The sequence below is a fragment of the Azospirillum terrae genome (assembly GCF_053470425.1).
Map to the genome: position 1 here is coordinate 26,190 of NZ_JBPXMR010000001.1, position 24,449 is coordinate 50,638.

The following is a 24,449-nucleotide window of genomic DNA, read 5'->3' on the forward strand; positions in this document are numbered from 1 at the left end:
CGAGTAGGCAGAATGCCGCACAGGTGAGTCAAGGCGGTGTGACGGCCGTCACTGCGCCCCGCTGCCTTTCCGGCGATGGTTGCTCCTGCAAAGCGCAAAAGGCGCCGCAGCTCCTTCAGGTTTTGGTGTTGGCCATGAGGCCGCCGTCTCGCCGTCAGGTGGGCGGCGGCCTCTTGCGTGTCGGCACAAAAAAGGGGAGCCGAAGCTCCCCTGTCCCGATGCTCCGCCGCCGATCCATCATCCCATGTTGATGATGATCGTCTTCTTGTGGGTGAAGTGCTCCAGCATGGACTCCAGCGTCGCCTCCTTGCCCAACCCCGACGCCTTGACGCCGCCGTAGCTGAGGTTCGGCTGCACCACCAGGTTCTGGTTCACCTGCACGAAACCCGCCTCCAGCCGGTGCGCGGCGTCCATCGCCGTGCGTAGGTCGCGCGTCCAGATCGTCGCGGCCAGACCGTACTCGGTGTCGTTGGCGGCCTGGAGGGCGTCCTCGTAGTCGGTGAACTTGAAGATGCAGGCCACCGGGCCGAAGATCTCCTCTCGCGCCGGGGCGGAATCGCGGGGGATGTCCACCAGCAGAACCGGCTGCACGAACAGGCCCTTGCCCAGCCGCTCGTCGGTCGGCATGGCCGAGCACTTCACCACTTTGGCGCCCGGACTCTCGCCGCCGATCTTGATGTAGTTCAGCACCTTCTCGAACTGCCCGCGGCTGACGATGGCGCCGATGTCGGTGGCCTCGTCCAGCGGGTCGCCCATCTTCATGGCGTCCACCTTGGCCTTCAGCGTCTCGACGAATTTATCGTGCAGGCTCTCGTGCACGAAGATGCGCGAGGACGCCGTGCAGCTCTGGCCCTGGCGGGTGAAGCGCATGCCGGACACCGCCCCCGCGATGGCGAGGTCGAGGTCGGCGTCGCCCATGATGATCATCGGGCTCTTGCCGCCCAGCTCCAGCGTCACCGGGATCAGCTTGTCGGCCGCGGTCTTGTAGACGATCTTGCCGGTCTCCACCGAGCCGGTGAAGGTCACCTTGCCGACCTTCGGGTGCGCCACCAGCGGCGCGCCGCACTCCGGCCCCATGCCCGACAGGATGTTCAGCACGCCGGGGGGGAGCACCTGCTGCATCAGTTGGCAGGCGCGCAGCACCGCGAACGGCGCTTCCTCCGCCGACTTCACCACGACCGCGTTGCCCGCCACCATGGCCGGCGCGATCTTCAGCGCCATCAGCATCAGCGGCACGTTCCACGGGATGATGGCGCCCACCACGCCGATCGGCTCGCGGACCGTCATGGTCAGCATCTTCGGGTTGAAGGGCACCGTCTCGCCCTTCAGCTCGCCGCCCAGGCCGCCGAAGAAGGTGAAGGCATCGGACAGCACGCCGGCCTCGATGCGGGACTCGGTGCGCAGCGCCTTGCCGGTCTCCAGCGTGACGAGGCGGGCGATCTCCTCCTTGTGGGCGTCGAGGATGCGGCCGCACTCGGTCACCAGCTTGCCGCGCTCGCGCGCCGGACGCTTGGCCCACTCCTTCTGCGCCTTGACCGCGGCGGCCACGGCGGCGGCCACGTCGGCCTCGTCGCCGAAGGCGGCCTGGCCGACGGTCTCCTGCGTGGCCGGATTCACCACGTCGAAGCTGCGGCCGGAGCGGGGGGCGACGAGCTGGCCGTCGATCAGCTGCTTGCCCGACAGCTCACGGGCGAGGGCGAAGGGATCGAGCACGGGCGCGATGGTGCTGGACATGGTGGTTTCCTCTTTCCTCCGGTGACCGGCGTCTTTGTTCGTTCATTGACGGTGCGCCGGCCGGCTCGGCGGCGCGGTGCACCTATTCGGCACCGTATGCTTGCCGAGTCGGGCTGGCAAGTCCATTATCCTCCCGCTGCCTCCGGGGAGAATGATGGGTTTCATCCGCAAGTTTCTGGCGACCACGCTGGTGTTCCTGACCGTCCCGCTCTTCTCGGACGCTTGGGGTGCATCGCGCGTGGTGGAGAATGGCGTGGCGGTGGTCCGCGGTGGCGAGAAGGAGGCCAGGGATACGCCGCGCAGTCCTTTCGCCGCCGAGTGCGAAGCCGCCGAATCCGGCGACACGCAGGCCGCCTACAAGCTGGCGCGGCGCTATCTGTTCGGCCTGGGCGTGCCCAAGGACCGGCGCGTCGGCACGGCGTGGCTGCGCGCCGCCGCCAGCCGCGGCCATGCGGAAGCGCAGAAGCTGGTGCGCTACGTGCCCGGCGAGGTGGGCCGCATCCGCCCGTACTGCCGGCCCGGCGCTGCCCCGCTGCGCGGCCCCGTCGCCCCGCCGGAGGAGATCGTGCGGATGGTCAAGGCGATGGCGCCGACGTACGGGCTCGACCCCGATCTGGTGCTGGCGGTGGTCCAGGTGGAGAGTGCCTTCCGCACCAACGCGGTGTCGCCCAAGGAGGCGGCCGGGCTGATGCAGCTCATCCCCGACACCGCGGCGCGCTTCGCCGTGCGCGACGTGTTCGACCCGCAGGAGAATCTGCGTGGCGGCATGAAGTACCTGCGCTGGCTGCTCGCCTATTTCAGCGGGGACGTGACGCTGGCGCTGGCCGGCTACAACGCCGGGGAAGGGGCGGTGGACCGCCACCGCGGCGTACCGCCCTATGAGGAGACGCGCACGTACGTGCAGCTCATCGGCCGCATCTATCCGCGGGCGATGCACCCCTTCGATCCGGCGGCGGCCGATCCCTCGCCGCACATACCGAAGCGGACAGCGGCCTTGCCGCGCTGATACACTGGCGGGAGAAACCTAGGGGAGACGCCCGCATGCCGATGTCCGAACGCAGCTACCTGGGTTTGAGCGCCGTTGGCTTCCACACGGTGGCCTACACGCAATGGGGCCGCGACGACGCGCCACGCACCGTGGTGTGCGTGCATGGGCTGACCCGCAATGGCCGCGACTTCGACCATCTGGCGCTCGATCTGGCGGACGCCGCGCGGGTGGTCTGCCCGGACGTGGTGGGGCGTGGGCGGAGCGACCGGCTTACCAACCCCGACCTGTACGGCTACCCGCAATATCTGGCCGACATGGCGGCGCTGATCGCGCGGCTGGACGTGGAATCGGTGGACTGGGTCGGCACGTCGATGGGCGGGCTGATCGGCATGCTGCTGGCCGCGCAGCCGAAATCGCCGATCCGCCGGCTGGTGATCAACGACATCGGCCCCCTGGTGCCGAAGGCAGGGCTGGAGCGCATCGCCGGCTATGTCGGCAAGGACCCGGTGTTCGACGACATTCGTGGGGTGGAAGCCTATTTGCGCTTCGTGCTGATGGGCTTCGGCCAGCTGTCGGACGAGGAATGGCGGCACATGGCCGAGCACAGCGCGCGTGCGCTGCCGGACGGCCGCTTCGGGCTGGCCTACGATCCGGGGATTGGCAAGGCGTTCACCGCCCAGCCGCTGGACGACGTGAATTTGTGGCCGGTGTGGGACCGGATCACCTGCCCGGTGCTGGTGCTGCGCGGTGCCGATTCGGACCTGCTGCTCAAGGACACCGCCGAGGAGATGGGCCGCCGCGGCCCGAAGGCGCGGGTTGTCGAGGTGCCGCACTGCGCCCACGCCCCGTCGCTGATGACGCCGGAGCAGATCGCCGTCGTGCGCGGATTCCTGCTGGAGGGCTGAGGCGAGGGCAATCCGCCGCATCGGCGGGTTGTACGGAATACGATAGGATGCGCGCGTCGGGGGCAATTCCGCCGCCGGCACTTCGGAGGGTGAAGAGGATGCGCAAGCTGACTCTGACCCTGTGGGTAAAAGTTAGGGCGATGCGGATTGCACTCCACATCGCCCTCGAACTTACCTAGCAGGGCGGGTGGTCGGGGGAAACCCCGATCACCCACCCTCCAATTATAGGGAATCCGCGATGGCTCGGCAAGTCTCCAGCAAGCTTGGCGCGTTCGTCGCCGCCATGCTGGCCGCGCTGGTGGCGGGTGGCGTGCTGGTGTTCGTCTCCGGGCTGTTCCTGGCGCTCGCCGTGGCGATTCCCCTGGGCATCGCCGTGCTGGTGATCGGCGCGCTGCTGTTCGGCGAGGTGCGCGTCATCCGTGGTGACGAGTGAGGGCAGGCGCCGTATAACCGCGGCATGACCGCCGCTCCCTTCGATCCGCACAGCCTGCCGCCCTTGCGCGACGTCATTGCCCGCTTCGGGCTTGGCGCCAAGAGGTCGCTTGGGCAGAACTTCCTTCTCGACCTCAACTTGACGGGACGCATCGCGCGCTCGGCCGGCCTGTCCGCGGGCGTCGGCGTGGTCGAGGTCGGTCCGGGGCCGGGCGGGCTGACCCGCGCGCTGCTTGCCTCGCAGGCCCGCGAGGTGGTGGCGGTGGAGCGTGACACGCGCTTTGCCGAGGCGTTGCAGGACGTGGTGGAGGCGGCGGACGGCCGGCTGCGCATCATCGAGGCCGACGCGCTGGACGTCGATCCGGTGGATCTGACCGCGGCGCCGCGCGCCATCGTCGCCAACCTGCCCTACAACGTGGCGACCCCGCTGCTGATCGGCTGGCTGAAGCGGATCGAGGAGTATGTCAGCCTGACGCTGATGTTCCAGCGGGAGGTCGCCGACCGTCTGGTGGCGCAACCGGGCAGCAAGGCGTACGGCCGGCTGTCGGTGATCACGCAGTGGCAGACCGACGCCCGCGTCCTGTTCAACCTGCCGCCCCAGGCATTCACGCCGCCGCCGAAGGTGGAATCGACCGTCGTCCATCTGACGCCGCGCGCCGCACCCGAACCGGCGGAGTGGGCGGACATGGAGGCGGTGACCGCCGCCGCTTTCGGGCAGCGCCGCAAGATGCTGCGGCAGAGCCTGAAGTCGCTGGGGAATGCGGAAGCGCTGTTGGCTGAAGCCGGGCTCGTGCCGACGGCGCGGGCGGAGGAAATTCCGGTGGCGGGGTTCGCCGCGCTGGCGCGGGCGGTGAGGGCGCAACGAAACCCCTGACGCCTCTCCGAAACCGTCAGGCCCGTCCCCGGATCAAGTCCGGGGACGGGCCTGACGAAAAAAGCAAGAAAGAACAAGCGCTTACAGCGCCGCCTGAACCGCCTGCACGAATTTCGGCAAGCCCACTTGGCGGGTGCGCTTCAGGCGCTCGGCGCGCAGGATGGACTGCACCGAGATCACGCTCTCTTCGACGTCGTTGTTCACGATGACGTAGTCGTATTCGGCCCAGTGGCTGATCTCGTCGGACGCCTTGGCCATGCGCTGGGCGATCACCTCGGCCGAGTCCTGGGCGCGGGTGTGCAGGCGGCGCTCCAGCTCCTCGCCGGACGGCGGCAGGATGAAGACGCTGACCAGATCCGTTCGGGCGTTCTCGCCAAGCTGCTGCGTGCCCTGCCAGTCGATGTCGAACAGCACGTCGCGCCCCGCCGCCAGCGCCTGCTCCACCGTGGATTTCGGCGTGCCGTAGCAGTTGTTGAAGACGCGGGCGTACTCCAGAAGTTCGCCGGCCTCGGCCATGCGCTCGAACTCGGGCATGTCGACGAAATAATAGTCGGTGCCGGGAACCTCGCCGGGGCGCATGGGGCGGGTGGTCACCGACACGGACATGGTGATGCCGGCGTCGCGGTCGAGCAGGCGGCGCGAGATCGTCGTCTTGCCGGCGCCGGACGGCGACGACAGCACCAGCATCAGCCCGCGGCGGCGGATGTCCTTCGGGCTCGGATGATCGGAGGGCAGGGCCATGAAACTCTACTCGATGTTCTGCACCTGCTCGCGCAGCTGCTCGATGGAAGCCTTCAGCGAAAGGCCGATGCGGGTCAGCTCCACGTCCGAGGACTTGGAGCACAGCGTGTTGGCCTCGCGGTTGAATTCCTGACACAGGAAGTCGAAGCGGCGGCCGATGGCGGCGCCCTCGGCCAGCAGATCGCGCGCCGCCTGGATGTGAGCGCGCAGGCGGTCCATCTCCTCGCGCACGTCGCCCTTGGCGATGATCAGCGCCGCCTCCTGGGCCAGCCGGTCCTCGGACAGCGTTGGCACGGCGTCGATGAGTGCCGTGACCTGCGCGCGAAGCTTCTCCTTCAACACCTCGGGCTGCACGGAGGAGCAGGCGGCCGCAGCCTCGGTCAGCCGGGCGATCTCGTCCAGGTGGCCGTTCAGGATGGTCACCAGACGGCCCCCCTCCGACGCGCGGGCCGACGCCAGACGGTCGACCACGGCGGCCAGATCCTTCTTGAGCGACTCGTCCAGGCGCGCGCGCGCCTCGGTCTCGTCCTCCTCGACCGGCTCGATGATGCCGCGCACGGTGAGCAGCGCGTCGAGGCGCGGGGCGGCGGCGCCTTGGCCCTCGATCTCGCGCGACAGTTCCAGCACCTGGGCCAGCAGCTCGCGGTTGATGCGCAGCTGCGAGACGGTCGAGGTGCGCGTCACGCTGAGCGTCAGGTTGACGGTGCCGCGCACCAGCTTCTTGGGGATCTCGGCGCGCGCCTGCGCCTCCAGTTGGTCGAAGCCGGCCGGCATGCGGCAGCGCAGGTCGAGGTTGCGGCCGTTGACGCTCTTGGCCTCCAGCGTCCAGGCATAGCCATCGGCGTGGCCGTCCACGCGGGCGAATCCGGTCATGCTGGCGACGGGGCGGTGGGCGGTCACGGCGGCCTCGGATACAATCTGTGGGCTTGGCGGGAACAACTTATAGCTCGCGTGCTGCGGGCCAACAAGCGGTGAGGCGACATGCACCCCTCCTTCTCCGGCCCCCGGTCAGTCGTTATCACCGGCGCCTCCAGCGGCATCGGCGAGGCGCTGGCCTTGGCCTATGCCGGCCCAGGCATGGCGCTGGGCCTCACCGGGCGCGACGCGTTGCGCCTGGACTCGGTTGCCGACCGCTGCCGGGCGCGCGGCGCATTGGTGGCGGCCGGCGTCGTGGATTCCGCCGACCGCGCCGCCATGGCCGCGTGGTTCGCCGGATTTGACGCGGAGCATCCCGTGGATCTGGTGATCGCCAACGCCGGGATTTCCGCCGGCACCGGCCTGGAGGGCGAGACGGAGGAGCAGGCGCGGCGGATCTTCGCGGTCAACCTCGACGGCGTGCTGAACACGATCTACCCCGCCATCGACTCCATGCGGCGGCGCGGGCGCGGGCAGATCGCTCTGATGGCGTCGCTGGCGGGGTTTCGCGGCGTTCCCGGCGCGCCGGCCTATTGCGCCAGCAAGGCGGCGGTGCGGGTGCTGGGCGAGTCGCTGCGCGGCGAACTGGCCGGGCAGGGGATCGGGGTGTCGGTGATCTGCCCCGGCTTCGTGCGCAGCCGCATGACCGCGCGCAACCCGTTCCCTATGCCCTTCCTGATGGACGCCGATCAGGCGGCCGAGCTGATCCGGCGGGCGTTGGCGCGCAACGTCGGGCGAATCGCCTTTCCGTGGCCGATGGCCGCCATGGTCTGGCTGCTGTCGGCGCTGCCGGCGGGCTGGGTGGACGGAATCGTGGCGCGGATGCCGCGCAAGCCGGCCGACGCCCGCGAATCGGGTACGCGCGCATGAAAACACCCCTTCCTTTGGGGAAGGGGTGTTTTCAAGGACGGCGGTATGCGGACCGGCGGGTCAGGCCTTCCAGTAGGCCCAGACCGACGCGGGCGGCACGTTCTTCCAGGTGAAGCCGATCCGCTTCCCCTTCAGACCCAGCTCCTTCAGATTGAGGGGCGAGTGGATCATGTAGGTGTACAGCAGGAACCGGCGGCCTTCCGGCATGACGCTGAAGGTGGCCTCGACGATCTCGCGCTGCGTGTTCATCGGCAGCATCGCCATCGGGATGCCGATCACCACCGTGCCGACCTTGCCGACGAGGTCCGGGCCGAGCGTCTCGGCCACCTTGCGGCAATCGGTGTTGATGACGTTCACGTCCGGGTAGACGCCGTGCACATAGCGGGCGAGGTGCGGGTCGATCTCGAAGGAATAGATCCGCTCGCTCGGGATGCCGCCTTCCAGCAGTGCCCGGGTGATGGCGCCGGTGCCGGCGCCGAACTCGGCAATCACCTCATCGGGGCCGCAGACCAGATTTTCGCGCATCAGCTTGCGCAGGCCGGGGCCGGACGGAGTCACCGATCCCATCGACATTGGGTTGGCCATCCACCGCTGAAAGAAGACCCACGCCGGGTGCGGCGTCTTGGAGGTCTTGGCTTTCTCGGCGACGGAAAATTCCGTTGGAGTCATGATCGGCCTTTCGCCGGTGGTTATTGCCTGATGCCCCCGGTAACACAAACACGCGCCCGGGGGTCCCGAACCATGGTTCCCTGAATTCGTTATCCAACAAAAGGGCAGTCGCTGCAACCCGCTGGACGACCGCCGTCAGGGTGTAGGCTGATTTGCGAGGAGCTCATGCCCCGCATACGACAGGCCGGACACCAGCATGACGGCCGCCACCACCGCGCCGACGCCCAGCAGAAGCCCGACGCCGACCGCGCCGCCGTCGCGCTCGATCAGGCCCAACGAGATCAGCACCAGCGCGAATCCGGGCAGCCAGCCCATCAGCGGCACCGGCACGATGCAGATGGAGATCAGCACGAACACCAGCAGGCCGAACCAGCGCTCCTTGTCCACTTCGGCGAGCCGGCGCTGGCGCGGCTTCAGCATCGCCTCGATCCACACCAGCCGCGGCATCACCGCGTCGAGCATGCGCGCCGCCGTCGCCTGCGACACCGAGCGCGTCAGCAGCCACCCCGGCAACACCGCGTCGCGCTTGCCGAACAGCAGGCGCAGCGAGAACAGCATCAGCGGCAGGTCGCACAGCACCGAAACGCCCAGCGGCACCGGCGCGATGGTCGGCAGCGCCAGCGCCAGCAGCACCGTGCCCAGCGAGCGGTCGCCGAGCGCCGCGATCAGGTGGGCGAGGGTCACCCGGCCGGCGGGCAGATCGGCGCGGAATCCGGCCAGCACGTCAGAGGTGCGCTGCGGTTCGCCCTCGGCGCCGCACAGGTCCGGGCAGTCCTCGTCCAGCTCTGCGCTCATGCGGCGATGCCCGCCTCGGCCGCCGCCGCCTCGTAGACTTCCAGCGCCTCCAGCCAGACCTCTTCGGCCGCCGCCAGCTTCTTCTCCACCGCGCCCAGGTCGATCTGCAACTTGCGCAGCGGTTCGCTCGGCCCTTCGTAGAGCTTCGGGTTGGCCAGCTTGGCCTCGATCTTCGCCTTTTCCGTGCTCAGCTTGGTCACCGCCGTCTCGGCGTCTGTGGCCTTCTTCTTGAGCGGCGCCAGCGCCACGCGCGCTTCGGCCGAGGCGCGGCGCTGGTCCTTGCGGCTGGGGCCGGTGTCTCCCCTGGCCTCCGACCGCTCGGCCCGCGAGCGGTCGAGCAGCATCCGCCGGTAGTCGTCCATGTCGCCGTCGAAGGCCCGACAGGTGCCGTCCGCCACCAACCACAGCCGGTCGGCGGTCAGCTCGATCAGGTGCGGGTCGTGGCTGATCAGGATGACCGCGCCCTCGAAGCCGTTGATCGCCTGGATCAGCGCCTCGCGGCTGTCGAGGTCCAGGTGGTTGGTCGGCTCGTCCAGCATCAGGATGTGCGGCGCCTCGCGGCTCATCATGGCGAACAGCAGCCGCGCCTTCTCGCCGCCCGACAGGCTGGAGATCTTGGTTTCCGCCTTCGCCTGCGGGAAGCCGAAGCGGCCGAGGTGGGCGCGCACCTTCTCCTCCAGCACCAGCGGCATGACGCGCTGCATCTGCTGCACGGGCGTCAGTGACAGGTCCAGCTCCTCCGCCTGATGCTGGGCGAAATAGCCGATCTTGAGCTTGCCCGGCCGCCGCATCTCGCCGTGCATGGCCTGGAGCCGGCCGGCCAGCAGCTTGACCAGCGTCGATTTGCCGTTGCCGTTGGCGCCCAGCAGCGCGATGCGGTCGTCCATGTCGATGCGCAGATCGACGCGCTTGAGGATCGCCTTGTCGCCATAGCCGACGGTGACGTTCTCCAGCGCGATCAGCGGCGGCGACAGGCCCTCGGGCTGCGGGAAGTCGAAGCTGACGCGCTCATCCACGGCGATCTCGACGACCGTGTCCATGCGCTCCAGCATCTTGATCCGGCTCTGCGCCTGACGGGCCTTGTTGGCCTTGTAGCGGAAGCGGTCGATGTAGGACTGGACGTGTTTGCGCGCTGCCTCGGTCTTGGCGTTCTGCGACTGCAAGCGCTCGATGTTGGCGCGCCGGGTGGCGATGAAGCGGTCGTAGTTGCCGCTGTAGGTCACCAGCTTGCCCTGGTCCACGTGGATCGTCGTGGTCGGCACCGAGTTCAGCAGGTCGCGGTCGTGGCTGACCAGCAGAATGGTGTGCGGGTAGTTCTTGAGATAGTTCTCCAGCCAGATCGTTGCTTCGAGATCCAGGTGGTTGGTCGGCTCGTCGAGCAGCAGCAGGTCCGGCCGGGCGAACAGCACGCCGGCCAGCGCCACGCGCATGCGCCAGCCGCCGGAGAAGTCCGAGCAGGGCCGAAGCTGCTGGTCGGAATCGAAGCCCAGGCCGGAGAGGATCTGCGCCGCGCGCGCCGGGGCGGAGTGCGCCTCGATGTCGGCCAGCCGGGTGTGCACCTCGGCGATGCGGTTCGGGTCGTGCGCGGTTTCGGCCTCGGCCAGCAGCGCGGTGCGCTCGGTGTCGGCGGCCAGCACGGTGTCGATCAGGCTGGTGGCGCCGGCCGGCACCTCCTGCGCCACCATGCCCATACGCATGCCGGTGGGCAGCGTGAGGCTGCCGCCATCGGCGTGCAGCGTGCCGGCGATGAGCTTGAGAAGCGTGCTCTTGCCGCAACCGTTGCGGCCGACGAGGGCGACGCGGTGCCCCCTCGGCACGACCGCGGTCGCCTGGTCGAACAGCACGCGGCCGCCGTAGCGGAACGTCAGGTCATTGATATGAAGCATGTCGCTGCGGGATGTAGCACGAGACGGCCTCGGTTTGAAGTGATCGGGTGGGTATCCGGTTGCCGAGCGTCCCGCGCGCCGCTATAACGCCGCGCAACAGGTGCCCCCGGCCGGGGAGCGCCGGAGAGAAGATTTTACCCAGGAGCACCACCGCCATGGCCCTCGAGCGCACCCTGTCGATCATCAAGCCCGACGCGACCCGCCGCAACCTGACCGGCAAGATCAACGCCCGCTTCGAAGACGGCGGCCTGCGCATCGTCGCGCAGAAGCGCTTCCAGCTCAGCCAGGCCCAGGCCGAGGAGTTCTACGGCGTGCACCGCGAGCGTCCGTTCTTCAACGACCTCGTGAAGTTCATGATCTCCGGTCCGGTGGTCCTCCAGGTTCTGGAAGGCGAGAACGCCATCGCCCGCAACCGCGAGATCATGGGCGCCACCAACCCGGCGAACGCCGCCGAGGGCACCATCCGCAAGGACTTCGCCGAGTCGATCGAGGCGAATTCGGTGCACGGCTCGGACGCTCCGGAAACCGCTGCCCAGGAGATCGCGTTCTTCTTCAGCGGCCTGGAGCTGGTCGGCTGATTTCAGCCTGACGGGTTTTTGCCGACATGGAAAAGGCCGCCCTTCGGAGCGGCCTTTTTTGTGTTCGGATGGCGTCCTGGTCGGACTTTCCCTTTTCGTCATGCCCGGGCCCAGACCCGGGCATCCACGGCGACTCTGGTGCGTGGCGGCATTGGCGTGGAGACCGGGGCAAGCTCGGTCATGACTAAAATGTGGGAAGAACAGTCGCTTACAGCAGAAAGATCGCCATTAGGATGAGGATCGCGGCAGCGGCTCCCACAGCGTATTTCATGAACTGGGTGAACGATTCCCAACCGCGCGCGTGCTCGCGCACCAGTTCGTCGCTGACAAAGCGGTCGTGACCTTCGGCGATGGCCATGGCTACCCCTCCTCGAAGCTTTCTCGGGGAATTGGTGGCCGGAGGCCGCGCCGGCAAGTCCGCCTTACGGTGTGGGGTTGAGAAGCACCGTCGCCGCGTCGGGCGCGTGCCCCTCGATGTGCACGCGCTCATCCGACACGCGCACCCGGCCCTCGGCGATCAGTCGTACAGCGAGCGGGTAGATGCGGTGCTCCTGGGCCAGCACGCGGTCGGCCAGGCTGTGCGAGTCGTCGTCCGCCAGCACCGGCACCGCGGCCTGCACGACGATCGGGCCGACGTCCATCTCCGGCCGCACGTAGTGCACGGTGCAGCCGTGCACGCGCACCCCGGCCTCCAGCGCCCGCTCGTGCGTGTCCAGCCCCTTGAAGGACGGCAGCAGCGACGGATGGATGTTGATCAGCCGATCATGCCAAGCCTGAACGAACCACGGCGACAGGATGCGCATGAAGCCGGCGAGGCACACCAGCTCGACCCCGGCCGCGCGCAGCGTGGCGTCCATCGCCGCCTCGAACGCCGGCTTGTCGCCAGGGAAATCGCGGTGGTTGACCACCGCGGTTCCGATGCCGGATTTCGCTGCCCGTTCAAGGCCGTACGCGTCGGCCTTGTTAGAGAGGACGAGCGCGATCTCCGCGGGGAAGGCGGGGTCCTCCGCCGCGTCGATCAGCGCTTGCAGGTTGCTGCCGCGCCCCGAAATCAGGACGCCGAGCTTCAGGCGCGCCATGCGTTCTCCGTCCCGGCGACCGTCACGCGCTCACCGTCCGTCACCGGCCCGATGGTGCCGACGCGGTACACGGTCTCGCCGTGTTCGCGCAGCAGGCGCGCGGCCTCGTCCGCTTTTTCCGGCGGGCAGACCACGACCATGCCGAGGCCGCAGTTGAAGGTGCGCGCCAGATCGGTGTGGCTCAAGGCCCCGGTCCTGGCGAGCCAGCCGAACACCGGCAGCAGCGGCCACTGCGTGGCGTCCAGCGTCACGCCCAGGCCGGCGGGCAGCACGCGCGGGATGTTCTCGATCAGGCCGCCGCCGGTGATATGGGCCAGCGCCCGCACCGTTCCGGCGCGCACCGCGGCGAGCGTGCTCTTCACATAGATGCGCGTCGGCGTCAGCAGCGCTTCGCCCAGGCTCGTCGCCGAGTCCCAGGGGGCCTTATCGGCGTAGCTCAGTCCGGACTGCTCGACCAGACGCCGCACCAGCGAAAAGCCGTTGGAGTGCACGCCCGACGAGGCGAGGCCCAGCACCACGTCGCCAGCCTGCACGCCGGCCCCGGTCAGCGCTTGATCGCGCTCGACGGCGCCGACCGAGAAGCCCGCCAGATCGTAGTCGCCCTTGGCGTACATGCCCGGCATCTCGGCCGTTTCGCCGCCGACCAGCGCGCAGCCGGCCTGCCGGCAGCCCTCGGCGATGCCGGCGACGATGGCGCGTCCGGCCTCCACCTCCAGCTTGCCGGTGGCGAAATAGTCGAGGAACAGCAACGGCTCGGCGCCCTGCACCACGAGGTCGTTGACGCACATGGCGACGAGGTCGATGCCGACCGTGTCATGCCGGCCGCTGTCGATGGCGACCTTCAGCTTGGTGCCGACGCCGTCGGTGGTGGCGACCAGCAACGGGTCGCGATAGCCGGCGGCCTTCAGGTCGAACAGCGCGCCGAAGCCGCCGAGTCCGGCGTCCGAACCCGCGCGTGCGGTGGAACGTGCCAGCGGCTTGATGGCTTCAACCAGGGCGTTGCCGGCGTCGATGTCCACGCCTGCCTGCTTGTAGGCGTCGGACGTGTTTTTTGCGGGGGTCGTGATGGTATCCTCGCTTGGGCTGGGCTATATACCGGGCCAACGGAACGGGCCGAACATACTCGAATCGGAAGGCATTGCAATGCTCCACCGCCGCTGGCTGCTTTGCGCGGGATTCGCCGCACTCCTCGCCGTCCTGGCCGTGCTGGGGGCCGCGCTGTCGGCCCCGGCCATCGCCCAGGTGGCGCCCGCGGCGCAGGCCGACGCTTTCACCGTGTCCGGCGTGAAGGTCGACATCAACGCGTCGAACCCCAACACGGCGCGCGATCAGGCCATCGCCCAGGCGCAGCGCAGCGCATGGGAAACGCTTTACCAGCGCCTCGTGCCCGGCGGGCGCGCCGCGCCGCGGCTTTCCGAGACCGACCTCGCCCGGCTGGTGCAGGGCTTCGAGATCGACGACGAGAAGGTGTCGGCCTCGCGCTACGTCGGCTCGCTGACCGTGCGCTTCCGCCCGCAGGCGGTGCGCGAGCAGTTGGGCGGGGCGGGCGCCTCCTACGTCGAGCCGCCGAGCCAGCCCCTCGTCGTGCTGCCGGTCACCGTGGTCGACGGCAAGCCGATCCTGTGGGAGGACCGCACGCGCTGGCGCGAGGCGTGGGAAGCGCGCGAGCGCGGCAGTTCGCTGGTGCCGCTGGTGGTGCCGGAGGGCGAGATGGACGACATCCAGGCCATCGGCGCCGACGACGCAGTGAACGGCAAGGCCGACGCGCTGGCCACCATCGCCCGGCGCTACAGCGCCAACGGCGTCATCGTCGCGCGCACCGAGCTGACGGCGTCCGGCGAGCCCAATCCGGGCCAGCCCCTGGCGGTTGAGGTGACGCGCTACGGGCTGGACGGCACGCGCGGACAGCCGCAGACGATCACCGTCCGCCCGGACGCCAGCGACCGGCCCGCCGATGTGCTGGCCCGCGCGGTGAGCTTCGTCTCGGCGGCGTTGGACGAGGCGTGGAAGCGCGACAACACGGCGGTCACCGGCGGCGAACAGAGCGTCGCCGTGGCCGTTCCCATCGGCCGTCTGGAGGACTGGATCGAGACCCGCAAGCGGCTGGCGACCGTGCAGGCGGTCAGCCGCGTCGATCTGCTGGCGCTGAGCCGGGTCGAAGCGCTGGTCGCGCTGACCTACCGCGGTGACGTCGAGCGCCTGCGCCAGATGCTGGCGCGCAGCGACCTCGGGCTGACCCCTTCGGCGCCGCGCATGGATTCGGGCATCACACCAGCCCCGGCGCTGGAGCTGCGGGCGTTGCCCAAGGGGGCCGGTGCCACCCAGGCGGCGGCTCCGCTGCCGGCCGCGCCGATTCCCGCTCCCTCGGCACCGGCCTATGGCGGGGTGCCGCCGGCCGGCGAGCCGGGTGTCGTCATGGGCGCGCCGCCGCGCACGCTCGGGACGGTTCCGGCACGTCCGGCGCCGGGCCTCGGTTATTGATCCAGACCGTGCGAGACAACGGGAGGGGACGCGCGTGAGCATCCCCAACACCATCAGCCTGTGCCGGCTGCTGAGCGCGCCGCTGGCCGTCTACCTGATCCTGTCCGGGCAACTGGGCTGGGCGTTCTGGCTGTTCATGGCGGCCGGCGCGTCGGACGCGCTGGACGGCGCCATCGCGCGCATGTTCCGCGCCCGCACGGCGCTGGGCGCCTACCTCGACCCCATCGCCGACAAGGTGCTGCTGGTCAGCGTCTACGTGGCGCTGGGCTATGTCGGGCAGTTGCCGCTGTGGCTGGTCATCCTGGTGGTGTTCCGCGATTGTATGATCGTCGGCGGCGTCATGCTGCTCTACACGCTGAAGGAGTCGCTGGCGATGCAGCCCTTGGGCATCAGCAAGCTCAACACCGCGGTGCAACTGGTGCTGCCGGTGGCGGTGCTGGCGCCGCACGGGCTCGACTTCGCCCCGCCGGTCTTCTACGGCTATGACCTCGTGACGCTGATGGTGTGGCTGTGCGCCTTCACCACGGCGGCGTCGGGGCTGGCCTACATCGGGCGCGGCGGCATCCTGTTCAACCGCACCGGGGGGCTGCGGTGAGCCAGCCCCGCCACCTCCGTTTCTGGCTGATCGGGCTCGTGCTGTTCGTAGCTGCGCTGTGGCTGCTGGCCGGCATGCTGCTGCCGTTCGTGGTCGGGCTGGCCATCGCCTATTTCCTCGACCCCATGGTCGATCGCACCGAGCGGATGGGCCTGCCGCGCTGGGCCGGCGTGGTGCTGGTGCTGTTGGCCTTCCTGCTGGTGGTGGTCAGCGTCGCGCTGCTGCTGCTGCCGCTCGTGCAGGGGCAGGCGAGTCTGCTGATCGACACGCTGCCGCACTACGCCCAGGTGGTGCGCGAGCGGGTGCTGCCGGCGCTCGACCGGCTGGTGCACCGCCTGTCGCCGGAGGACGTGGAGCGCCTGCGCGGCGCCGCCGGCCAGTACGCGGGCGAGGCGGTGGGCTGGATCGGCCGGGTGCTGCGCGGCATCCTGTCGGGCGGGCTGGCGCTGTTCGACGTGTTCTCGGTGCTGTTCATCACGCCGGTGGTCGCCTTCTACCTGCTGCGCGACTGGGACAAGCTGGTGGCCGCGGTGGACGGCTGGGCGCCGCGCCAGCATCTGGACACCATCCGCACCCAGGCCCGCGAGGTGGATCGCACGCTGGCCGGATTCGTGCGCGGGCAAGCTCTGGTGTGTCTGGTGCTGGGGGTGTTCTACGCGGTGGGGCTGTCGGCGGCGGGGCTGAATTTCGGGCTGGTGGTCGGGCTGCTGGCGGGCGTGCTGTCGTTCATTCCCTTCGTCGGCACGCTGTTCGGCTTCGTCACCTCGACGGGGCTGGCGCTTTTGCAATTCGACGATCTGTGGCGGGTCGGGCTGGTGGTGGCGATCTTCGTCATCGGCCAGATGATCGAGGGCAACGTGCTGACGCCCAAGCTGGTCGGCGACAAGGTTGGGCTGCACCCGGTGTGGGTGATGTTCGCCCTTCTGGCCGGCGGCAGCCTGTTCGGCTTCGTCGGCGTGCTGCTGGCGGTGCCCGTGGCGGCGGTGATCGGCGTGCTGACCCGATTCGCGCTCGGCCGCTACCTCGCCAGCGACTATTACAACGGCGCGGTGGATAGCCCATGAGCGCCCCCGCGCAGCAACTTCCCCTCGACCTGGGCTTCCGCCCGGCCATGGGCGGCGAGGACTTCCTGGTGGCGCCCAGCAACGCCGACGCCGTGGCGTGGCTCGACCGCTGGCCGGCGTGGCCGGCTCCGGCGCTGACCGTCTGGGGGCCGCCGGGCTGCGGCAAGACGCACCTCGGCCAGGTCTGGCGCGCGCGGAGCCGGGCGCCACAGATCCTCGGCTCGGCGCTGGAGACCGCCGACCTGCCGGCGCTGATCGGTGCCACGCACGCCGTGGTCGTGGACGACGCCGAGGCGGTCGCCGGCAAGCCGGGACGGGAGCAGGCGCTGTTCCACCTCTACAACCTCGCCCGCGACGCGGGCGGGCACCTGCTGCTGCTGGCGCGCAAGGCGCCGTCGCGCTGGCGGGTGAAGCTGCCGGACCTGCGTTCGCGCATCAAGGGCGCACCGGCCGTCGGGGTGGACGCGCCGGACGAGGCGCTGCTGGCTGCGGTGCTGGTCAAGCTGTTCTCCGACCGCCAGCTGATCCCCAGCCAGGAGGTGATCGGCTACCTGCTGACGCGGATGGAGCGCTCGCTGGACGCGGCGCGCCGGGTGGTGGCGGCGGTGGACCGGGCGTCGCTCGCCAAGCAGCGGCCGGTGACCGTGCCGCTGGTGCGCGGGGTGCTGGCGGAGATGGAGGCGGGGGCGTCGTGACAGTGCAACCGGTGCGTATCCTACTGGCCGACGATTCGCGGACCATGCGCGCGCTGATCCGTGCCAGCTTCCCCAAGAACGCCTACCGTGCCGAGTTCGTCGAGGCGGAAGATGGCGGCGAGGCCATCGCTGCCTACCGGGAGCGGCGCTGCGACATCGCCCTGCTCGACGTCGCCATGCCGGTGGTGGACGGGCTGGGGGTGCTCCAGGCGATCCGCGGCTACGACCGCGACGCCTTCGTGGTGATAGTTTCGGGCAGCGAGGACCCGGCGATCAAGGCGTCGGCGACGGCGCTGGGCGCCGTGGACTTCGTCACCAAGCCGATCACCCAGGAGGCCATGCAGCGAATCGCCGATTCCTACCGGGCGCGGACCAGACGGCCGGTGTCGGTGCTTGCCGCCGACGATTCGCCGACCATGCTGGCGATGCTCAAGCGCGGTCTGGAGATCCTTGGCACACCGCACCGGATGGTGACTGCCAAGGACGGCCAGGAGGCGGGAGGCGTCTTCGGGCGCAGCTATTTCGACATCGTCTTTCTGGACGTGCACATGCCCGCCATCAACGGCCTGGATCTGCTGCGCGAGATCAAGAGCCGGCGCAAGAACGCCTACGTCGTCATGTGCACCGCCGACGCCACGCCGGACGCCGTGCGGCAGGCCAAGACGCACGGGGCCGACGACTATCTGCTGAAGCCCGTCGACCCCGTCCAGTTCAAGAAGGTCTGGTCGCGCTTCAAGGTGATGGCCGGGCAGGAATTCCTGGGCTGAAGGCATGGGCGCCGCCCGACATCGGCGCCTACGTGTTCCAGAACACCGCCGTCCCACGGAACGCATCCAGCCGGTCCGGTAGGGCCTTGGCCCGTTGGTCGGCGCGCCGCTTCAGAGGGTTCGCCGCCTTGGCGTTGCGCGCCGCGTCCAGCGTCTCCAGCAACGCCTCCAACGACGCTCCATACGGCCGCACCGTTGCGGGCAGGTAGAGGCCGCGGAAGAACTCCACCGCCGTGCGCAGCGTGCGCAGGCGGCGGCGCAGGCGTTTGGGACGGTCGAGATCCGCCTTGCGCGCCTTGGCGTGCAGCGCCGCCAGCCACGGGCCGGCGAGGTCCGCCATCGGTCGGTCGAGCAACGCCCGTCCTGCCGTGTCGGCGTCGGCGTGCCAGTGCCCTTCCTCCAGCCAGACGCCCAACGCCAGGATCAGCGCCGTGCAGCGCGGCTCGCGCAACGCCGCGTCGGCCTGCTCGGCGGGGGACCGCAGCCGTTTGGACAGCCGGCGGATCTCACGGTCCAGGTGCTTCGTCTCGACTGAGGCGATCACCGGACCGAACAGCGCCAGCGCGGTGCGTAGGCGGCGCAAGGCAACGCGGATCTGGTGCAGCCCCTCGGCGTCGCCCCCGGCCAGGACGCAGGGCTCGTTCGCCAGCAATTGGCGCAACCCCTGCCGCATGACATGGCGGAACGCCTCGGCCACCGTGCTGAGCGGCGACAGGGCCGGCGGCTCGGTCAGCACCGGCATCGGCGGTCGGCCGCTGACGAGGCGGTAGCCCAACTCGGCCTTGCTCTCGATGCCGATGCGCAGCGGTACGACGCGGTGGATTTCCTGCGCCAGGGCGAACAGCCGGCCGATGCGGCCGGATTTCAGCTCCAGTTCGATCTCGCTGATCCGCTCGTCGCTGCGGCCGGCGGCGACGGTGCCGTCGTCGATGGCCACCTCGACGCTGGTCTGCGCGTCCAGGCGGACCAGCACGGCGGTGCGGGTGAAGTCGGTGGCGAAGATCGGCATCAGGTCGCCGCGCGCGTCCAGCGGCACCAGCGCGCCGGCGCCCTCGGTGTCGAGACGCTCGAAGTCCGGCGCGTCGCCTTCGACCGGCCATTCCCATTCGCGCCGCACGGCGACCGCGGCGGCGTCGCCCTGCGGGTCGGCCTGCACGGTCTTCAGCCCCTGCACCCGCCGCGCCCCGTCGTGGCGCAGGCGAAGCGCGATGCCGCGGGCGAATAGCCGCAGGTCGGGCGTGTCGAAATACACCGTGCGCAGCCGGCCGCTCACCGTTTCCCCTTCCGCCCGCGCCCTCAGGGCCGGCAGCGCCGCGAGCCGGGCGAGGTCGTCGGGGTGGACGTGGAGTTTCAGCTCCACCTCATGGGCCATGGCGCTGGCCGGGGATGCGGGAAGCGGGGCGGTGGCCAATGCTGGGGAAACCTCAGGTGCCGGGACGGGTGGCCTTGGAATACCCCAAGGTAGCCGATCACACCAGCGCGCGTGGCCGCACGTACTCCAACAGGGTGCCGATGCCGGGCTCCACGTCGCGCCAATGGTCCACCGGGAAGGTCAGGATGGCGCAGGCGCCGGTGGAAAATTTCTCGGCGACGGCCCGCAACGCCGCCGCATCGCCGCGACCGGCCAGATGTTGGGCGAGGTGGTGCATGTCCGGGTTGTGGCCGACCATCATCAGTGTCCCCACCGAATCGGGCGCGGCGCGCAATCGGCCCAGAAGCGCCGGGGCGCCGACCAGATACAGCCCCCGGTCGTGCTCAACCGGCACGCCGCGGCCCAGCTCGTTCAGCACCAACGCCAGCGTTTCCGCCGCCCGGCGCGCGGTCGAGCAGAGGATGAGATCCGGGTGAATGCCCTGCTGCTTAAGGTGGCGGCCGACCCGCCCGGCCGCTTCCACGCCGCGCGACGTCAGCGGGCGGTCGTGGTCGGGCAGCGACGGATTGTCCCACCCGGACTTGGCGTGGCGCATCAGGCACAGCGTCTTCATGGTGCGGGCACTCCGGGTAGGGGGTTTTCGCTGGACAAGGCTGCCGTTTCGCCAAATCGTAACCTAGATGGTTTAGGCTGTACGCCTATTTCCGTCCCGTCCCCTCCAGGATCTTAGCGAGGCCACCGTGTCCGACGTCCAGCAGATCGACGAAATCCAGATTGAGCAGGACTCGCCCGAGCGCTTCATAAACCGCGAGCTGTCGTGGCTGGCCTTCAACCAGCGCGTCCTGGAGGAGGCGTCCAACCCCACCCACCCGCTGCTGGAGCGGCTGCGCTTCCTGTCGATCTCGGCCAGCAACCTTGACGAGTTCTACATGGTGCGCGTGGCCGGCCTGAAGGGGCAGGTGGCGGCTGGCGTCAAGCAGCCCAGCCCGGAGAACCTGACCCCGGCCCAGCAGCTCGCCGCCGTCAACCAGCGCATCATCGAGCTGATGCGCGAGCAGCAGGGGGCGTGGCGCCACCTCAACAAGGAGTTGCGCGAGAACGGCATCACGGTGGTCGAGCCCGAGGAGCTGTCGGACGGCGAGCGCGCGTGGCTGGAGGGCAAGTTCCTCGACGACATCTTCCCGATCCTGACGCCCATCGCGGTGGACCCGGCGCACCCGTTCCCGTTCATCCCGAACCTCGGCTTTTCTCTGGGGCTGCAGCTGAACGATCTGGTCAAGGGCACGCACCTGGATGCGCTGGTGCCGCTGCCGGCGCAGCTTGACCGCTTCATCCGGCTGCCGGGCTCGGACATCCGTTTCATTCAGCTGGAGAAGGTGGTGCTCACCTTCATCGACCAGCTGTTCCCTCCGTTCCAGGTCAAGGCGCACGGCGTCTTCCGCATCCTGCGCGACAGCGAAATGGAAATCGAGGAAGAGGCGGAAGATCTGGTCCGCACCTTCGAATCCGCGCTGAAGCGCCGCCGCCGCGGCAGCGTGATCCGGCTCGCCGTAGACGCCGGCATGGCCGCGGACCTGCGTGAGTTCCTGCGCGCCGAGCTGGGCGTGTCCAACGACGACGTGTTCGTGCTGGACGGGCTGATCGGGCTGGTGGACACCAAGCAGCTCATCGTTGACGAGCGGCCGGACCTTGTTTTCCGCCCGTTCAACGCCCGCTTCCCCGAGCGCATCCGCGATTTCGGCGGCGACTGCTTCGCCGCCATCCGCCACAAGGACATCGTCGTCCATCACCCGTACGAGAGCTTCGAGGTGGTGGTGCAGTTTGTCCGTCAGGCGGCGCGCGACCCGCAGGTGGTGGCGATCAAGCAGACGCTGTACCGCACGTCCAAGGATTCACCCATCGTCGCCGCGCTGATCGAGGCGGCGGAGGCTGGCAAGTCGGTGACCGCGCTGGTCGAACTGAAGGCCCGATTCGACGAGGAGGCCAACATCCGCTGGGCGCGCGATCTGGAACGCGCGGGCGCCCAGGTGGTTTACGGCTTCGTGGACCTGAAGACGCACGCCAAGACCTCGCTGGTGGTGCGGCGCGAGAACAAAGCGCTGCGCAGCTACGTGCACTTCGGGACCGGCAACTACCATCCGATCACGGCCAAAGTGTACACCGACCAGTCCTTCTTCACCTGCGACCCGGCGCTGTGCCACGACGCGGCGGTCATGTTCAACTTCATGACCGGCTACGCCACGCCCAAGCACCTGGAAAAGATCGCCATCGCGCCGATCACGCTGCGCCCGCGGCTGGTCGAGCTGATCAACGCCGAAATCGCCAACGCGCGGGCCAAAAAGCCGGCGCACATCTGGGTGAAGCTCAACTCGCTGGTCGACCCGGAGATCATCGACAAGCTGTATCAGGCGTCCCAGGCCGGCGTGCAGGTGGACATGGTGATCCGCGGCATCTGCTGCCTGCGGCCGGGCATCAAGGGCCTGTCGGAGAACATTCGCGTGCGCTCCATCGTCGGGCGCTTCCTGGAGCACGGGCGCGTCGTATGTTTCGGCAACGGCCACGCGCTGCCCAGCCCGCACGCCAAGATCTTCATTTCCTCGGCCGACTGGATGCCGCGCAACCTCGACCGCCGCATCGAGACTCTGGTCCCCATCGAGAACCCCACCGTGCACGAGCAGGTGCTCGACCAGATCATGGTCGCCAACTTCAAGGACGAGACGAACAGCTGGCTGCTCGGCCCCGACGGCGTCTATAACCGCATCAAGGCAGGGCCGGACGCCTTCAGCGCTCACACGTACTTCATGACCAACCCCAGCCTGTCCGGCCGCGGGTCGGCGCTGAACAGCAAGCGCACGCCGCCGCGCCTCAAACTGAAGACGGTGTCCTGACATGCCTGCGGAACAGGCTGAAGACCGGCGGACGCTCACCCGTCCCGAGACCATCGCCGTCATCGACATCGGGTCGAACTCGATCCGTCTGGTCGTCTATGACGGGCTGAAGCGCTCGCCGATGCCGATCTTCAACGAGAAGGTGCTGTGCGGCCTGGGCCGCGGCGTCGAGAAAAGCGGCCGGCTGAACCCCGAGGGCGTACGCGCCGCGCTGGATCACTTGCCGCGCTTCCGGCAGATCGCGCTGGGCATGCGGGTGCCGCGGGTGGACGTGCTGGCGACCGCCGCTGTGCGTGACGCCAGCGACGGTCCGGCCTTCGTGCGCGCGGTCGAACAGGCCACCGGCCTGACCGTGCGCGTCGTCAGCGGCGAGGAAGAGGCGCAACTGGCCGCGCACGGCGTGCTGTCCGGCACGCCGGAGGCGGACGGGCTGGTCGGCGACCTAGGCGGCGGCAGCCTGGAACTGGTCAACGTCGCCGGCCACGTGCTCGGCCGGCAAGTGACGCTGCCGCTCGGTCCGTTGCGTCTCATGGAGGCGGGCGAGAGCCGCGGCGCCCTGGTGAAGGCCATCGACCAGCATCTGGAAACCCTGCCCTGGCTGGGCGAGGCGAAGGGGCGGACCTTCTACCCGGTGGGCGGCAGTTGGCGAGCGCTGGCCAAGTTGCACATGGAGCAGGCCAAGCACCCGCTGCACATCATCCACCACTACACGGTGGCGGCCGGTGAGATCCGGCAGTTCGCCGATCTGGTGGCGCGCCAGAGCACCTCGTCGCTGACCAAGCTGGCCGGCTCGCGGCGGCGTGGCGACACGCTGCCCTACGCGGCGCTGGTGCTGGAGCGGCTGCTGAAGGCGGCGGCGCCGTCCAACGTGGTGTTCTCCGCCTATGGGCTGCGCGAGGGGCATCTGTTCTCGCTGCTGCCGCCCGAGCTTCGGCAGGAAGACCCGCTGCTCAGCGCCTGCGCCGACTGGGGGCAGCGCTTCTGCCGCTTCGGCGACCCGTCGCTGCTGGTACCGTGGACCGCCGGCCTGTTCGCCGGTGAGGACGCGCTGGGCCAGCGCCTGCGCCACGCCGCCTGTCTGCTCAGCGACGTTGCCTGGGCCGAGCACCCGGATTACCGCGCCGAGCACGCCTTCCTGCGCATCCTGCGCTTCCCGTTCCCCGGCGTCGATCACGCCGAGCGGGTGTTCCTGGCGCTCGCCAGCTACGCGCGCTACGCCGGCACCATCGACGCGCCGGTCACGGCGGCGGTGCGCGGCCTGCTCTCCGACGCGCAGCAGAAGCGGGCGCTGGTGCTCGGGCTGGGGCTGCGGCTGGCGCAGAACCTGACGGGTGGGGCGAGCGCGCTGTTGCAGCGGACGTCGCTCAAGCTGGGCGGCGAGTCCCTGGTGCTGATGCTGCCGGACGACACCGACGTGCTGGACGGCGAGACCGTGCGCCGCCGCCTGGACGCGCTGGCGAAGGTGCTGAGCCGGCGTGCGGAGGTGGTGACCACGCCGCAACGCCCGCTGGCGGCGGAGTAGCGATGGTGGACTCTGCGGAGTTCCCGGCACTGTCGACCGACCGCCTGACCTTGCGCGCCGTCACGCCGGACGACGCGGAACTGTTCCATGCGCTGCTGTCCGTCCCGGAGGTCACGCGCTATTCCAACTGGCCCGACGCACCGACGGAGGAGCAGGCCGCGGCGATGGTGCGCGACATGGCCGCGAAATTCCCGACGGGAAACGGCTGCTCCTGGATCATCGAGGATCGCCGAGGCGGCAGCCGTATTGGCGCCGTGCGCTTCAACTATTTCATCCCCGCCTGGAAGTGCGGCGGCATCGGCTACGAATTGCATCCGCGCGCCTGGGGGCAGGGTCTCATGACCGAAGCCTTGCAGGCCGTGGTCGCCTGCGGCCACCGGCTGTTTGCGCTCAATCGCATGGAGGCGTGGACGTTAGCCGGCAACGGCGCTTCCGATCGGGTGCTGGAGAAGGTCGGTTTCCGGTACGAAGGCACGCTGCGCGGGCGCGCATGGTTCAAGGGCGCCTTCCATGATTGCCGGACTTTCGGCCGTGTTGCGGCCGATCCGGTGGGCTGACTGTCCCAGCCCGTCATGGCCGGGCCAAGGACCGTCCCCATG

Annotated in this window: 25 protein-coding genes; 14 read left to right on the top strand and 11 right to left on the bottom strand. The window is 69.3% G+C overall.

The genetic code is table 11. The features are described 5' to 3' along the window. Positions 1-237: 237 nt before the first annotated feature. Entirely contained in the window at positions 238-1,734 is a 1,497-nt protein-coding gene (locus ACSVDD_RS00120; RefSeq protein WP_448187250.1) for an aldehyde dehydrogenase family protein, read from the bottom strand. A gap of 151 nt (positions 1,735-1,885) precedes the next feature. Between ACSVDD_RS00120 and ACSVDD_RS00125 the strand changes: the two genes are divergently transcribed. From ACSVDD_RS00125 to rsmA, 4 genes are all read left to right on the top strand, one after another. After that, a complete protein-coding gene (locus ACSVDD_RS00125; protein ID WP_448187251.1) occupies positions 1,886-2,740 on the top strand; it encodes a lytic transglycosylase domain-containing protein in 855 nt (284 codons plus the stop codon). Positions 2,741-2,775: 35 nt separating this feature from the next. Continuing rightward, positions 2,776-3,627 (top strand): alpha/beta fold hydrolase, encoded by an 852-nt coding sequence (locus tag ACSVDD_RS00130; RefSeq protein WP_448187252.1) that lies wholly within the window; start codon positions 2,776-2,778, stop codon positions 3,625-3,627. Between the two features lie 238 nt (positions 3,628-3,865). Beyond that, positions 3,866-4,060 carry a hypothetical protein gene (locus ACSVDD_RS00135; protein ID WP_448187253.1) on the top strand — a complete coding sequence of 65 codons (195 nt, stop codon included), beginning with the start codon at positions 3,866-3,868 and terminating at the stop codon, positions 4,058-4,060. Between the two features lie 24 nt (positions 4,061-4,084). Then, on the top strand, positions 4,085-4,933 hold the full coding sequence (rsmA, locus tag ACSVDD_RS00140) for a 16S rRNA (adenine(1518)-N(6)/adenine(1519)-N(6))-dimethyltransferase RsmA (RefSeq protein WP_448187254.1): 849 nt from the start codon (positions 4,085-4,087) through the stop codon (positions 4,931-4,933). Positions 4,934-5,014: 81 nt separating this feature from the next. Here the strand turns inward: rsmA and gmk are convergent, their stop codons facing one another. Both gmk and ACSVDD_RS00150 read right to left on the bottom strand, forming a co-directional pair. Continuing rightward, positions 5,015-5,674 (bottom strand): guanylate kinase, encoded by a 660-nt coding sequence (gene gmk / locus ACSVDD_RS00145; RefSeq protein WP_448187255.1) that lies wholly within the window; start codon positions 5,672-5,674, stop codon positions 5,015-5,017. A 6-nt stretch (positions 5,675-5,680) separates the two neighbouring features. Beyond that, positions 5,681-6,547: a YicC/YloC family endoribonuclease gene (locus tag ACSVDD_RS00150; protein WP_448188489.1), complete on the bottom strand. Its 867-nt coding sequence runs from the start codon at positions 6,545-6,547 to the stop codon at positions 5,681-5,683. Positions 6,548-6,655: 108 nt separating this feature from the next. Between ACSVDD_RS00150 and ACSVDD_RS00155 the strand changes: the two genes are divergently transcribed. Further along, positions 6,656-7,459 (top strand): SDR family NAD(P)-dependent oxidoreductase, encoded by an 804-nt coding sequence (locus ACSVDD_RS00155; RefSeq protein WP_448187256.1) that lies wholly within the window; start codon positions 6,656-6,658, stop codon positions 7,457-7,459. A gap of 60 nt (positions 7,460-7,519) precedes the next feature. Here ACSVDD_RS00155 and ACSVDD_RS00160 read toward each other — a convergent pair whose 3' ends face one another. The 3 genes from ACSVDD_RS00160 to ACSVDD_RS00170 form a co-directional block, all read right to left on the bottom strand. After that, positions 7,520-8,128 (bottom strand): class I SAM-dependent methyltransferase, encoded by a 609-nt coding sequence (locus ACSVDD_RS00160; protein WP_448187257.1) that lies wholly within the window; start codon positions 8,126-8,128, stop codon positions 7,520-7,522. Positions 8,129-8,263: 135 nt separating this feature from the next. Then, positions 8,264-8,923 carry an exopolysaccharide biosynthesis protein gene (locus ACSVDD_RS00165; RefSeq protein WP_448187258.1) on the bottom strand — a complete coding sequence of 220 codons (660 nt, stop codon included), beginning with the start codon at positions 8,921-8,923 and terminating at the stop codon, positions 8,264-8,266. Further along, positions 8,920-10,809 (bottom strand): ABC-F family ATP-binding cassette domain-containing protein, encoded by a 1,890-nt coding sequence (locus tag ACSVDD_RS00170; RefSeq protein WP_448187259.1) that lies wholly within the window; start codon positions 10,807-10,809, stop codon positions 8,920-8,922. The genes ACSVDD_RS00165 and ACSVDD_RS00170 overlap by 4 nt, the downstream gene beginning before the upstream one ends. 155 nt (positions 10,810-10,964) lie before the next feature. On the opposite strand from ACSVDD_RS00170, the gene ndk reads away from it, so the two are divergent. After that, positions 10,965-11,387, top strand: a complete 423-nt coding sequence (ndk, locus tag ACSVDD_RS00175; protein ID WP_448187260.1) for a nucleoside-diphosphate kinase — start codon at positions 10,965-10,967, stop codon at positions 11,385-11,387. 208 nt (positions 11,388-11,595) lie between these two features. Here ndk and ACSVDD_RS00180 read toward each other — a convergent pair whose 3' ends face one another. The 3 genes from ACSVDD_RS00180 to purM form a co-directional block, all read right to left on the bottom strand. Next, a complete protein-coding gene (locus tag ACSVDD_RS00180) occupies positions 11,596-11,745 on the bottom strand; it encodes an aa3-type cytochrome c oxidase subunit IV (RefSeq protein WP_448187261.1) in 150 nt (49 codons plus the stop codon). 64 nt (positions 11,746-11,809) lie between these two features. Beyond that, positions 11,810-12,466: a phosphoribosylglycinamide formyltransferase gene (gene purN / locus ACSVDD_RS00185; protein WP_448187262.1), complete on the bottom strand. Its 657-nt coding sequence runs from the start codon at positions 12,464-12,466 to the stop codon at positions 11,810-11,812. After that, on the bottom strand, positions 12,454-13,533 hold the full coding sequence (gene purM / locus ACSVDD_RS00190) for a phosphoribosylformylglycinamidine cyclo-ligase (RefSeq protein WP_448188490.1): 1,080 nt from the start codon (positions 13,531-13,533) through the stop codon (positions 12,454-12,456). The genes purN and purM overlap by 13 nt, the downstream gene beginning before the upstream one ends. A 76-nt stretch (positions 13,534-13,609) precedes the next feature. On the opposite strand from purM, the gene ACSVDD_RS00195 reads away from it, so the two are divergent. Genes ACSVDD_RS00195 through ACSVDD_RS00215 form a run of 5 tightly spaced genes read left to right on the top strand, consistent with a single transcriptional unit; the run spans position 13,610 to position 18,068 of the window. Beyond that, the gene (locus tag ACSVDD_RS00195) at positions 13,610-14,947 is read left to right on the top strand and encodes a DUF2066 domain-containing protein (RefSeq protein ID WP_448187263.1); all 1,338 of its coding nucleotides are present in this window, start codon (positions 13,610-13,612) and stop codon (positions 14,945-14,947) included. Between the two features lie 34 nt (positions 14,948-14,981). Beyond that, on the top strand, positions 14,982-15,542 hold the full coding sequence (locus ACSVDD_RS00200) for a CDP-alcohol phosphatidyltransferase family protein (RefSeq protein WP_448187264.1): 561 nt from the start codon (positions 14,982-14,984) through the stop codon (positions 15,540-15,542). Beyond that, complete coding sequence (locus tag ACSVDD_RS00205) at positions 15,539-16,606, top strand: AI-2E family transporter (RefSeq protein WP_448187265.1); 1,068 nt, start codon at positions 15,539-15,541, stop codon at positions 16,604-16,606. The genes ACSVDD_RS00200 and ACSVDD_RS00205 overlap by 4 nt, the downstream gene beginning before the upstream one ends. Then, the gene (locus tag ACSVDD_RS00210) at positions 16,603-17,301 is read left to right on the top strand and encodes an HdaA/DnaA family protein (protein ID WP_448187266.1); all 699 of its coding nucleotides are present in this window, start codon (positions 16,603-16,605) and stop codon (positions 17,299-17,301) included. The genes ACSVDD_RS00205 and ACSVDD_RS00210 overlap by 4 nt, the downstream gene beginning before the upstream one ends. Further along, positions 17,298-18,068 carry a response regulator gene (locus tag ACSVDD_RS00215; RefSeq protein WP_448187267.1) on the top strand — a complete coding sequence of 257 codons (771 nt, stop codon included), beginning with the start codon at positions 17,298-17,300 and terminating at the stop codon, positions 18,066-18,068. The genes ACSVDD_RS00210 and ACSVDD_RS00215 overlap by 4 nt, the downstream gene beginning before the upstream one ends. A 28-nt stretch (positions 18,069-18,096) precedes the next feature. On the opposite strand, the gene ACSVDD_RS00220 is transcribed toward ACSVDD_RS00215, so the two are convergent. Next, the gene (locus tag ACSVDD_RS00220; RefSeq protein WP_448187268.1) at positions 18,097-19,440 is read right to left on the bottom strand and encodes a CYTH and CHAD domain-containing protein; all 1,344 of its coding nucleotides are present in this window, start codon (positions 19,438-19,440) and stop codon (positions 18,097-18,099) included. A gap of 97 nt (positions 19,441-19,537) precedes the next feature. Next, positions 19,538-20,053, bottom strand: coding sequence for a SixA phosphatase family protein (locus ACSVDD_RS00225; protein ID WP_448187269.1), 516 nt, complete (start codon positions 20,051-20,053; stop codon positions 19,538-19,540). A gap of 127 nt (positions 20,054-20,180) precedes the next feature. Here ACSVDD_RS00225 and ACSVDD_RS00230 point away from each other — a divergent pair, with 127 nt between their 5' ends. From ACSVDD_RS00230 to ACSVDD_RS00240, 3 genes are read left to right on the top strand one after another with little or no spacing between them, the layout of a single operon-like run. After that, the gene (locus tag ACSVDD_RS00230) at positions 20,181-22,328 is read left to right on the top strand and encodes an RNA degradosome polyphosphate kinase (RefSeq protein WP_448187270.1); all 2,148 of its coding nucleotides are present in this window, start codon (positions 20,181-20,183) and stop codon (positions 22,326-22,328) included. A gap of 1 nt (position 22,329) precedes the next feature. Further along, positions 22,330-23,850: a Ppx/GppA phosphatase family protein gene (locus ACSVDD_RS00235; protein ID WP_448187271.1), complete on the top strand. Its 1,521-nt coding sequence runs from the start codon at positions 22,330-22,332 to the stop codon at positions 23,848-23,850. A gap of 2 nt (positions 23,851-23,852) precedes the next feature. After that, positions 23,853-24,407, top strand: a complete 555-nt coding sequence (locus ACSVDD_RS00240; RefSeq protein ID WP_448187272.1) for a GNAT family N-acetyltransferase — start codon at positions 23,853-23,855, stop codon at positions 24,405-24,407. Positions 24,408-24,449 lie beyond the last annotated feature (42 nt).